The sequence below is a fragment of the Streptococcus sp. DD04 genome (assembly GCF_001578725.1).
Classification (GTDB): domain Bacteria; phylum Bacillota; class Bacilli; order Lactobacillales; family Streptococcaceae; genus Streptococcus; species Streptococcus sinensis.
Genome location: NZ_KQ968977.1, coordinates 295,406 through 305,992, shown reverse-complemented (window position 1 = coordinate 305,992; position 10,587 = coordinate 295,406). Strand labels below are relative to the sequence as shown.

The following is a 10,587-nucleotide window of genomic DNA, read 5'->3' as shown; positions in this document are numbered from 1 at the left end:
CCCTTTTTTCTTGTTAGGGTGACAATCGCCAAGTGTTTTAGTATAATATAGTGAGAATGGATGGAGGAGTGAATGATGATGTCAAATCGGTTAGCTTGGGATGAATATTTTGCAGCACAGGCGCTTTTGATTGCCAATCGTTCGACCTGCAAACGCGCCAAGGTCGGAGCGGTCTTAGTCAAGGATAATAAGGTCATATCGACCGGCTACAATGGCTCCGTTTCAGGAACGGAGCACTGTATTGATCATGGGTGTTTGGTCATTGATGGTCATTGTGTACGGACCTTGCATGCGGAGGTCAATGCCATCTTGCAGGGAGCTGAGCGGGGCGTGCCTAAAGGCTTTACGGCTTATGTGACCCATTTTCCCTGTCTCAACTGTACCAAGCAGCTGCTTCAGGTAGGTTGCAAACGGGTGGTCTACATCAACCAATATCGGATAGATGACTATGCTCAATATCTCTACAAGGAAAAAGAGGTGGAATTAGTTCATTTGCCGCTGGATGATGTTAAAGAAGCTATTGCTCAGACGGATTTGGTTTAGGCGAGAAGTTCTGGAGGTAAAAGGAGAAGGTAGATGAATGATAAATTGGCAGCCGCTTGGCAATATTTCTTTGAAGAACAGTTAAATAAGGCCGAAGAACTAGAGCAGCAGCTGAAAAAAGATTCCTTTAGCCGCTGGAATTTACGGGCCTATCTAGCTGTAGAAAGGCAGGATTATCAGAATGCTTTTGCAAATTTAGAGGCTTATCTGAATCAGGCTCAGAAAGAAAGTGATAGAGAAAATGAGCATATCGCTTATCATCAGCTAGGTTATGTTGCTAGATCTGCGGGAGATTTTTGTCAAGCTTTAGAGTGGATTGAAAAAGAAGCTGCTTTCCTAGCAAAGTATTTCCCAGATGACCATTATCGTCAATCAGTTAATCTCTATGAGCTAGGCTATCTAAATCTTAAATTAGGCAGGTTGGCTCAAGCTCAGGATTTTATGCAAAAGTCACATATCTATTCTATGGAGTCAGATGATGTGGTAAATCATGCATGTAGTTGCCGAGGCTTGGGTGAAATTGCTCAAGCTTTGGGAAATCTACAAGCAGCAAGATCCAACTTTGCGGCTGCTATCAGACTTTTTGACCAAGCTGGTGATGCTATCGGTAAGGCGAAAGTTGAAGAGTTGTTAGCAAGCTGCCCTTAGTTTATCATTGCAATAAAGCTATAGTTTCTGATTATAGCTTTTTCTATTTAAAAGATTCTGAATTTTTTAGAGAAAAGTGATATAATGAAAAGGTTATATAGTCCCGATAAGATGGTAGGAAACTTCTATCAGTACTTTGTAACTCGCAAACAATGACGGCTCCAAAGTCGCTCGTCATTCTACGGTTGCCCCTATATTGCGGTCAACCGATGCGTCTTACTAGCTTCAGAAATAAAAAAGTATCGTTTTATTTCTTTCGCGTCGTAACTCGTAGGTGATATGATTTGCAATCATTTTGGAGTTTGTTTATTTGTTTAATATTTTTTTAAGGGGGGACATTTTTATGTCAGAACGTAAACTTTTCACGTCTGAGTCTGTATCGGAGGGACATCCCGATAAGATTGCAGACCAAATTTCCGATGCTATTTTGGATGCTGTCTTGAGTCAGGATCCAGATGCCCATGTGGCTGCTGAAACAGCCGTTTATACAGGCTCGGTTCATGTTTTTGGTGAAATTTCAACTACAGCTTATGTGGACATTAACCGCGTGGTTCGGGATACCATTGCAGAGATTGGCTACACCAATACAGAGTATGGATTTTCTGCTGAGACGGTCGGTGTACATCCGTCCTTGGTAGAGCAGTCGCCAGATATTGCCCAAGGGGTCAATGAAGCGCTGGAAGTTCGTGGGAATGCAGAGCGGGATCCGCTGGACTTGATTGGAGCTGGTGACCAGGGGCTCATGTTCGGCTTTGCAGTAGATGAAACGCCAGAACTCATGCCGCTGCCCATCTCACTCAGCCACAAGCTAGTCCGTCGCTTGGCAGAGCTGCGCAAGTCAGGAGAGATTGCCTATCTGCGTCCAGATGCTAAGTCTCAGGTGACCGTTGAGTATGATGAAAATGACCAGCCTGTGCGCGTGGATACGGTGGTTATTTCGACCCAGCATGACCCAGAAGTGACCAATGAAGAGATTCATCGTGATGTGATCGAAAAAGTGATTAAAGTGGTTATCCCAGCCCAGTATTTGGATGAGAAGACAAAATTCTTCATCAATCCAACCGGCCGTTTTGTAATCGGCGGTCCTCAAGGGGACTCTGGCTTGACAGGACGCAAGATTATTGTGGATACTTACGGCGGTTATGCTCGTCACGGCGGCGGTGCCTTTTCTGGTAAGGATGCAACAAAGGTCGACCGCTCTGCTTCATACGCAGCTCGCTACATCGCTAAAAACATCGTTGCGGCAGGACTTGCTAAGAAAGCGGAAGTGCAGTTAGCTTATGCTATTGGTGTGGCTCAGCCGGTTTCTGTACGCATCGATACTTTTGGAACTGGAGCAGTTGCAGAAAGCAAGCTGCAGGAAGCAGTTCGTCAGATTTTTGATCTGCGTCCAGCTGGTATCATTCAAATGCTGGATTTGAAACGTCCGATCTATCGTCAGACGGCAGCTTATGGCCACATGGGTAGGACAGACATTGACCTGCCTTGGGAAAAGTTGGATAAGGTAGAGGCTTTGAAAGCAGCAGTGAAATAAGTATTTTACTTGATACAAAAACAACAAACAAGCTCTATTTCCAGAAAAATTCTGGAGATGGGTTGTTTGTTGTTTTTCTTTTATGGTTTTAAGCTTGCTTGTAACAGTGAGGTGGAAGCAGTAGAGACTTACAGCAAAATGAGCCAATGCTGTAATAAGAGTTGAATGACTACTTATAAAAGGTGTTGTTTTCTAACGGACTGCCTCCAAATCAATGCTTAGAACCTTGTGAAGGCTCCTTATTGGAAAATCACATTTTGCAATTGCTTATTTGAAAGTAACACAGACAGCTTCTGGTACATAGAAATCATGAGATAACTCAGTCAATCTTCCTGTTTCAGTATCGCGTTTGAAGACAGTTGCATTGTCGGAGTCTTGATGGACGGCAATGATATAGTTTTGGTCAGGTGTGATATTGAAATCGCGCGGATTTTTGCCGTTTGTTGGCGTGATTTCGACAAGCTGCAAACTTCCATCAGCCAGAATTTGATAAACGGCTATCGAATCATGGCCGCGGTTAGAGCCGTAAAGGAACTTGCCGTCTGCAGAGAGGCGAATGGCTGCTGTACCATTAAATTCATCAAATCCTTCTGGGAGAGTTGAGATGGTCTGCAGGTGCTCAAACTGCCCAACGCCATCGTAAATCAACACTTCAATGGTTGAGTTTAATTCGCAGATGAGGTAGGCCAATTTATGGTGATTATGAAAGACAATGTGGCGTGCTCCAGCTCCAGCAGCACATGTGTATGTATCAAGTTTATTCAGTTTTCCAGCTTCTGTCACATCGTAGGTGGTTACTTGATCCGTTCCGAGGTCACAAGTAATCAGGTATTGATCGGGTGTCAGGTCAGTATAATGGACATGGGCAGAGGATTGGTTGGCATGAGGACCTTGGCCGATATGAGTGTCCGAATCAGCCAGTTTTAGGCTGCCATCTTCCTGCCGCTTGTAGACCAGCACTTGTCCTTTGTGGTAGTTAGCTCCGTAAACAAGGCCTCTCTCCTCATCAACAGCGACATAGCAAAGCGGAGCGCCCTCTTCCACCACACGATTGAGCAGCTGAGCCTTTTGGTCATAGGAAGCAACTCCACCTTGTCCATCTTCTGCGCCAACTGTGTAAAGATGACCAGCTTGGTCAAAGGCTAGATAGGTGGGGCTTGGTTCCTCAGCTACTAACTCCAAGTTTGATAGCTGTCCCTTTTCAGTATCAAATTCTGCCTTGTAAATTCCTTGCGAATCTCGGCGGGTATATGTTCCAAAATAAACTGTTTGAGTCATTTCTACACCTCATTCTTTTAAAATATATCACTCTATTATACCATAAAATTAGTTGAAAGGGGTTTAGCCCATAGGATAAGACTTATTTTTAAAAGAATAGTATCAGTTCTAAAAAACAGACAAAAAACAGATAGCGGTTAGGAAGGGGATAGACTGCTTTGATAGAATGGAATTGTTCAAAAAAACAAATACAATCAGGAAAGCTCAAAATTCCTGTTTTCTAAAACAAAGGAGAAATCAAATGAACACAAAAAAAATTGCTATGCTTGTTGCCCTTATCGGAATGTCTGGATTCTTTTTAGCCGCATGTGGATCTAAAAATGCAGATAATCAAGAAGTCATTGACGGCAAACAAGTGGACTTTAAGAAAGACGCTGTTGATCAAAAAACCAAGACAGTAGACGGCAAGGAAGTAACAGAATACACGATGCCAGACGGAAATGTTATTCAGATCCCAGCTGACGGTGAAGAAATGCCAACGGATGAATCTGAATCAGCTAGTGAATAAAAGATAAAACTTGTAGGTTGGAGGCAATATGTTTCGAAGAAAAAAAATGAATCGTAAAACCATTATATTGGGCAGCACAGTCATTCTTGCTTGTGCTGGTCTGGGAGGCTATGTGCTTCTCAAGCAGGTCAATCAGCAACAGGCCATGCAAATGGTAGATAAAAAGATTGATTCGCTGACGGTTCAGGAAGCTGTCAATAACAGTAAGAAAACAAGCCTAGTTTTATCTGGGGAAGTAGTTGCTAACAATAGCAGTAAGGTCAAGATTGACCCTTCCAAGGGAGAAGTCAAGGAAGTATTTGTCAAAAATGGCGATACAGTGACACAAGGTCAACCTCTCTTCTCCTATGTGACATCGCAGGAACTGACAGCCCAGTCAGCTCAATACGACGCCCAGTCTAAGGCCAACGCCATTACAACTGCTCAAAATAGCGCCGCTATCAAATGGGAAACCTATAACCGTAAGCTGGCTAGTCTCAATGCACTCAAGGGAAAATATAATTCTAGTCAAGACGAGTCTCTGCTGGAGCAGATAAAATCTGCCGAAGACGAGCTGGCTCAAGCACTCACTGATGCAAAGACTGCTGACAATGAAGTGACGACAGCTCAGATTGAGGCTGAAAAGGCTCAGGTGACTGCTCAGACGGAATCAGACCGGATGAAGTATGATACCGTAACAGCCGATACAGCTGGAACCATTACATCCATGAATGAAGATTTGCCAACTCAGTCCAAGACCAAAAAAGAAGAAGAAAACTTTATTGAAATCATGGACAAGTCCAAAACGTTGATTAAAGGATCTGTCAGTGAATTTGACCGTGAGAAGTTGAGCGTGGGACAGAGAGTGGATGTCGTGGACCGTAAGGATCCGAAGAAACGCTGGAGTGGCACGGTGACCCAGGTCGGTACTTTGACAACAGCAAATACCGGGAATAGCAACGGCGGAAACAAACAACAGGAAAACCCCAACCAAGGCAAGTACCCTTATACTGTTGAGCTGGATCAAGGCGGAGAAATGCCATTGATAGGCTCCCATTCTTATGTCAATGTTGTAGAAAATGCTCCTGAGGCAGGCAAGGTAGTTGTCAATAAATCCTATACCTTCAGCAAAAATGGTAAAACCTATGTCTGGAAAGTAGATGGCAAGAAGCTGAAAATGCAGGAAGTTAAGACTCAGAAAGTTTCCGACCGTTTGGTGGAGATTACAGAAGGCCTGACAATGCAGGATACCATTTCGACACCAAAAGAGGGCATGGAAGAAGGGATGGAGGTAGGACAGAATGTTAAAGCTTAAGGATATCCACAAATCTTATCAGCAGGGCAGTCAGGAATTTCCGATTTTAAAAGGAATTGATCTGCATGTGAAAGAGGGGGATTTTCTAGCGATTATGGGGCCGTCCGGATCTGGCAAGTCCACCCTGATGAACATCATCGGATGCCTAGATAAGGCGAACTCAGGGACCTACCATATCGAAGGGACTGATGTCTCTGATCTGTCCGACAATCAGCTGTCGGATTTGCGTAATCAGAAGATTGGTTTTGTTTTTCAAAATTTTAACCTCATGCCCAAGCTGACAGCCTGCCAAAATGTAGAATTACCTCTGACTTACATGAAAGTTCCTAAAAAAGAGAGACGAGAACGTGCCTTGGAAATGCTGCGTCTGGTCGGTTTGGAAGAAAGAAGTGACTTTAAGCCTATGGAGTTGTCCGGTGGTCAAAAGCAGCGGGTAGCTATTGCGCGTGCCCTGGTGACCAATCCCAGCTTTATTTTGGGAGACGAGCCGACTGGAGCGCTGGATACTAAGACCAGTGTTCAGATTATGGAGCTTTTCAAGCAATTTAATGAACAAGGCAAGACCATTGTCATCATTACCCACGAGCCGGAAGTTGCCCAGCTTTGCAAACAAACGGTTGTTTTGCGGGATGGTAATATAGAGACTCGGGCGTTAGGATAGAAGGGGGCTATATGGAAGATATTTTTGTAGCTCTAAACTCAATCCTGTCGCATAAAATGCGCTCTATGCTGACCATGCTGGGGATTATCATCGGGATTGGTGCTATTATTGCTATCTTTTCCATCATTGAAGGAAATACGGAAAATACCAAGCGTCAGCTCATCGGCGGTAACAATAATACCATCAAGGTTGTCTACGACAAGAAAAGTTCGATTGATCCGACCATTCCGGAAAAATCCCAAGCTCAGAAGCCTTCTTATATTCCCTTTATGGGAGAGGATGTTTTAGCTAAGATCAAGGAAATCCCTGGAGTCAAAAATGCTTTGATGACTTATGGTACAGACGAAAAGATTTACTATCTCAGTCAGAAGTCATCTGGGAAGGTTCAGGCGGTTTCGCAGTCAGTAGCTGACATCAAGCAACAACGTTTGTTGGAAGGGGAGGGCTTTGACTCAGAAGCCTTCAAAAATCAAGAGCAAGTGACCTATCTAGAAAAGACGCTCTATGACACCCTCTTTCCTAATGGAGATGGCATCGGTAAGTATGTAGAAGTCATGGGCAACCCATTTAAAGTCATCGGCGTATTTGAGTCTACTGAGCAGAGTGGTTTAACCTCTGGTTCGGAAAAGGTGGCTTATATTCCTCTCCAACAATGGCACCGGATTTTTGATACCATCAATGTCAGTCCAGAAGTAACGGTCCAAACCCATAAAGCCGATGATTTGAAGAAGGTGGCTAAGAAGGTCAGTGACTATCTCAATCAGCAGATGTCGCAGTCAGACTATATGTTTGGTGTGCTGAACCTGCAGGAATTTGAACGGCAGCTGGAAAATCTCAACAAGTCCAACTTCGTACTATTGGCGGGTATTGCTAGCATTTCCCTCTTAGTCGGAGGTATTGGGGTTATGAATATCATGCTGGTCTCAGTGACAGAGCGGACACGTGAAATCGGGATTAAAAAGGCTCTAGGAGCTCGGCGCAAGATCATTCTCAAGCAGTTCCTGATCGAAGCGGTCATCCTGACTCTGATGGGAGGAATTATTGGTGTGGTAGCAGGTATCGCCTCTGGCTTTGCTATTACCCAGTCTTTGGCCTATCCATATATTTTATCTCTATTTTCGGTCTTTGTAAGTTTGCTCTTTTGTTGTATAATAGGAGTAGTATTTGGGCTCCTGCCGGCTGTGAAAGCATCCAAGCTGGATCCAATTGAAGCCCTGCGATTTGAATAAATAAAGGAGAATCAAGCATATATGCAAAAGATTTTAGTAGTGGAAGACGATACTACGATCAATCAAGTCATTTGTGAATTTTTAAAAGAAAGTAACTATGCAGTTACACCAGTCTTTGATGGAGGCGAGGCTTTGCTTCAATTTGAAGCAGAGTCTTTTGACTTAGTTATTTTAGACATGATGTTGCCAACCATGAGTGGACTGGATGTTCTCAAAGAAATTCGCAAGACTTCTCAGATTCCGGTCATGATCCTGACAGCACTAGATGATGAGTACACTCAGCTAGTCAGCTTTAACCACCTCATTAGTGATTATGTGACCAAGCCTTTTTCACCGCTGATCTTAGTCAAACGGATTGAGAATATTCTGCGTCGGAATACCGTCGCTTCAGAAATTGCTGTCGGTGAGCTGACAGTCTCCATTGATGACTGCACGGTTTATTGGCATGGCGAAAAGATGCCTCTGACCAAGAAAGAGTATGAAATCTTGCAGGCTCTGGCCAAGAGAAAAGACCACTTGGTGACGCGCGATCAGCTGATGAATACCATTTGGGGCTATAGTGAGTTAGATAGCCGAGTGTTGGATAATCATATCAAGAACATTCGTAAGAAAATTCCAGGCATTCCTCTGAAAACGATCACAGGTATGGGTTACCAGCTTGGAGGAGAAGACAAGTGAAAATTGTCAAAAAGAATTTCCTTCTGACTTCCTCCATCATTTTTGTGGTAGTGACCATCGTGCTGGCTAGTCTTTACTTTGCTATGCCGGTTTATTACCAGCAGGTCAAGGGGGGCGAAGCCCAGAGAGAGTTTGATCAGGTTGCCAAGCAGGTTAAAGGAAAGTCTAGTCAGGAAATCAGTGAGCTTTTGAGCAACTATAGCAAAAAAAACAATCAGATTTGGTTTACCTTGCTGGCTCAAGACAATACGATTCTGTATCCCTCTCTTGAGGATGGCGGAGAAAGCTCGCTACAGCTGACAATTGTCCCAACGATTCCTAGCAGTGACTATGAGAGCAAGACCCTGTCAGAAAGCTTTAGGACTTCAGATGGTAAGGAAGTTGTCCTGAGAGGTGAGTATTCTTTGCAGCCAGTGTCGGATGCCAGCCGGATTTTGCTTAATCTCTATCCTTTTGTGCTATTTTTGTCGCTGAGTCTAGGAGGCGTAGTTGCCTATCTCTATAGCCGGACTTCCAGCCAGCGGATCAAGGATATATCGTCGAGCACCCGTCAAATGACGACCCTGCTTCCAGATGTCTTGTGTCAAGTAAAAGGGCAAGACGAGATAGCCGATTTGGCTCAGGATATTAATCATTTATATACGAATTTATTAGCTAGTATGGAAGCTCTGCGCTTGGAAAATGAAAAAGTCGCAGAAAGCGAGCGCGAAAAAGCAGAATTTCTCCGTATGACTTCCCACGAACTGAAAACGCCAATTACCAGCATGATGGGAATGATTGACGGGATGATTTATGGCGTGGGTGAGTTTAAAGATCGTGATAAGTATCTGCAGAAGTGCCGCGAAATCTTAGAAGAACAGTCGGACTTAGTCCAGTCTATTCTGGCTATTTCAAAACTGGAGATGACGACGGAGACAGAACGAGAAACCTTCTCTTTGAAAAAGCTGCTTGAAGAAAATATCAGCACTTACAAGATTCTGGCTGATCTCAAGCATTATCGCTTTAATGTTCAACTTTCAGAAGTGACAGTTCGAGGGAATAAGACCTATTTACTCAAAGCGATTAAAAATCTGATTGATAATGCCTTTCATTATACAGTGGAAGGTGGAGAAGTTTTGGTTCGCTTAGACGATAGGATGTTAATCGTAGAAAATGAAGCTGAGAAAGTACTGGACGAGTCACAGATTCAGCAGATTTTCCAGCCATTTTATCGACCGGACTATAGTCGCAATCGGAAAGATGGCGGTACAGGACTGGGGCTCTTCATCGTTCAGCAAATTTTAGAAAAGCACCATCTCACTTATCGCTTTGAAGCTGTTGAGAATAGATGGATGCGCTTTACGATTTTTTTACCTCAAATAGATAAGGACTAAACGAAATTGAAGATGTATGGAATCAGGAAAGGCTTCCATACATTTTTTTATGCGTTTGTCATACCTACTCTTGGCATTGTCTAGAAATTCTCTCTTAAATATGGTAAAATAGAAATTAATAATAAAGATAGTATACCTTTATAAAATATAAGAATGAGCTTATCCAAATAAAGCTTTATTAGTGAGATGATGTTGAAGATATTGTAGATAAAGATAGAACTGTCAGAGGGGCAGGCCGAATAATTGATTTTGAGCATTTGGGAGTCAGTTTCAATAAACAAGTGACAATGTCCAAAAGAGCTTGGCTGATGCGGTTGAAAATATAGCTACCTTTAATCAGGATGTCGCAGACAGCAGTATAATAGGTCTGATTGCTGTTTAGAATCAGCAATTATTTAACTGGAAATCCTATGCTCTTTTTTTGTTGGGTTCTGGAAATGGGAATTTGACAAGGGGATATCGTTCAGTAAAAGCCAGTTGAGCTAAGGACTTTCATGGATTAAAAAGAAAAACCTAAAAAACGCTTACAATATCACAAAATAATTGACTATTACCTTTATTAGGAGTAAACTAATGGGGTACATTTAAAAAATATAAAAGGAGAATTCATCATGAATTTAACATTTTTAGGACTTTGTATTGCCTGCTTTGGTGTCTCATTAGCTGAAGGTTTGATTATGAGTAATCTGTTTAAAGCAGCTTCACGTCAGCCAGAAATGGTTGATCAATTAAGAAGCTTGCTCATCATGGGTGTCGCCTTTGTTGAAGGTACTTTCTTCGTTACCTTGGTTATGTCTTTCATTATCAAATAGTTTTTTCTATTTTAGAAAAGGGGGTGTCA

At 42.9% G+C, this 10,587-nt stretch carries 11 protein-coding genes; 10 read left to right on the top strand and 1 reads right to left on the bottom strand.

The features are described from left to right. Nucleotides 1–75: 75 nt before the first annotated feature. The 3 genes from STRDD04_RS04235 (at nucleotide 76) to metK (ending at nucleotide 2,725) form a co-directional block, all read left to right on the top strand. Complete coding sequence (locus STRDD04_RS04235) at nucleotides 76–543, top strand: deoxycytidylate deaminase (protein ID WP_062199619.1); 468 nt, start codon at nucleotides 76–78, stop codon at nucleotides 541–543. A gap of 33 nt (nucleotides 544–576) precedes the next feature. After that, a complete protein-coding gene (locus STRDD04_RS04230) occupies nucleotides 577–1,191 on the top strand; it encodes a tetratricopeptide repeat protein (RefSeq protein ID WP_062199617.1) in 615 nt (204 codons plus the stop codon). Nucleotides 1,192–1,534: 343 nt separating this feature from the next. After that, nucleotides 1,535–2,725, top strand: a complete 1,191-nt coding sequence (gene metK / locus STRDD04_RS04225; RefSeq protein WP_062199615.1) for a methionine adenosyltransferase — start codon at nucleotides 1,535–1,537, stop codon at nucleotides 2,723–2,725. Between the two features lie 267 nt (nucleotides 2,726–2,992). Here the strand turns inward: metK and STRDD04_RS04220 are convergent, their stop codons facing one another. After that, a complete protein-coding gene (locus STRDD04_RS04220; RefSeq protein WP_062199613.1) occupies nucleotides 2,993–4,003 on the bottom strand; it encodes a lactonase family protein in 1,011 nt (336 codons plus the stop codon). 241 nt (nucleotides 4,004–4,244) lie between these two features. Here STRDD04_RS04220 and STRDD04_RS04215 point away from each other — a divergent pair, with 241 nt between their 5' ends. The 7 genes from STRDD04_RS04215 to STRDD04_RS04185 all read left to right on the top strand — a co-directional run bounded on the left by STRDD04_RS04215 (nucleotide 4,245) and on the right by STRDD04_RS04185 (nucleotide 10,558). Beyond that, nucleotides 4,245–4,511, top strand: coding sequence for a hypothetical protein (locus STRDD04_RS04215; protein WP_062199611.1), 267 nt, complete (start codon nucleotides 4,245–4,247; stop codon nucleotides 4,509–4,511). Nucleotides 4,512–4,539: 28 nt separating this feature from the next. Further along, a complete protein-coding gene (locus STRDD04_RS04210; RefSeq protein WP_062199609.1) occupies nucleotides 4,540–5,805 on the top strand; it encodes an efflux RND transporter periplasmic adaptor subunit in 1,266 nt (421 codons plus the stop codon). Continuing rightward, the gene (locus STRDD04_RS04205; RefSeq protein ID WP_062004917.1) at nucleotides 5,792–6,466 is read left to right on the top strand and encodes an ABC transporter ATP-binding protein; all 675 of its coding nucleotides are present in this window, start codon (nucleotides 5,792–5,794) and stop codon (nucleotides 6,464–6,466) included. Before STRDD04_RS04210 ends, STRDD04_RS04205 begins: the two co-directional genes overlap by 14 nt. An 11-nt stretch (nucleotides 6,467–6,477) precedes the next feature. Beyond that, nucleotides 6,478–7,695, top strand: coding sequence for an ABC transporter permease (locus STRDD04_RS04200; RefSeq protein WP_062199607.1), 1,218 nt, complete (start codon nucleotides 6,478–6,480; stop codon nucleotides 7,693–7,695). 21 nt (nucleotides 7,696–7,716) lie between these two features. After that, nucleotides 7,717–8,373: a response regulator transcription factor gene (locus STRDD04_RS04195; RefSeq protein ID WP_037616309.1), complete on the top strand. Its 657-nt coding sequence runs from the start codon at nucleotides 7,717–7,719 to the stop codon at nucleotides 8,371–8,373. After that, nucleotides 8,370–9,746 carry a sensor histidine kinase gene (locus tag STRDD04_RS04190; protein ID WP_062199604.1) on the top strand — a complete coding sequence of 459 codons (1,377 nt, stop codon included), beginning with the start codon at nucleotides 8,370–8,372 and terminating at the stop codon, nucleotides 9,744–9,746. The genes STRDD04_RS04195 and STRDD04_RS04190 overlap by 4 nt, the downstream gene beginning before the upstream one ends. Nucleotides 9,747–10,357: 611 nt before the next feature. Beyond that, entirely contained in the window at nucleotides 10,358–10,558 is a 201-nt protein-coding gene (locus STRDD04_RS04185; protein WP_005589732.1) for a F0F1 ATP synthase subunit C, read from the top strand. Nucleotides 10,559–10,587: the final 29 nt, after the last annotated feature.

Excerpts from the sequence above, each read along its gene's own strand:
- STRDD04_RS04235 (WP_062199619.1), top strand. The coding sequence starts at position 76 with ATGATGTCAAATCGGTTAGCTTGGGATGAATATTTTGCAGCACAGGCG.
- STRDD04_RS04230 (WP_062199617.1), top strand. The coding sequence starts at position 577 with ATGAATGATAAATTGGCAGCCGCTTGGCAATATTTCTTTGAAGAACAG.
- metK (WP_062199615.1), top strand. The coding sequence starts at position 1,535 with ATGTCAGAACGTAAACTTTTCACGTCTGAGTCTGTATCGGAGGGACAT.
- STRDD04_RS04220 (WP_062199613.1), bottom strand. The coding sequence starts at position 4,003 with ATGACTCAAACAGTTTATTTTGGAACATATACCCGCCGAGATTCGCAA.
- STRDD04_RS04215 (WP_062199611.1), top strand. The coding sequence starts at position 4,245 with ATGAACACAAAAAAAATTGCTATGCTTGTTGCCCTTATCGGAATGTCT.
- STRDD04_RS04210 (WP_062199609.1), top strand. The coding sequence starts at position 4,540 with ATGTTTCGAAGAAAAAAAATGAATCGTAAAACCATTATATTGGGCAGC.
- STRDD04_RS04205 (WP_062004917.1), top strand. The coding sequence starts at position 5,792 with ATGTTAAAGCTTAAGGATATCCACAAATCTTATCAGCAGGGCAGTCAG.
- STRDD04_RS04200 (WP_062199607.1), top strand. The coding sequence starts at position 6,478 with ATGGAAGATATTTTTGTAGCTCTAAACTCAATCCTGTCGCATAAAATG.
- STRDD04_RS04195 (WP_037616309.1), top strand. The coding sequence starts at position 7,717 with ATGCAAAAGATTTTAGTAGTGGAAGACGATACTACGATCAATCAAGTC.
- STRDD04_RS04185 (WP_005589732.1), top strand. The coding sequence starts at position 10,358 with ATGAATTTAACATTTTTAGGACTTTGTATTGCCTGCTTTGGTGTCTCA.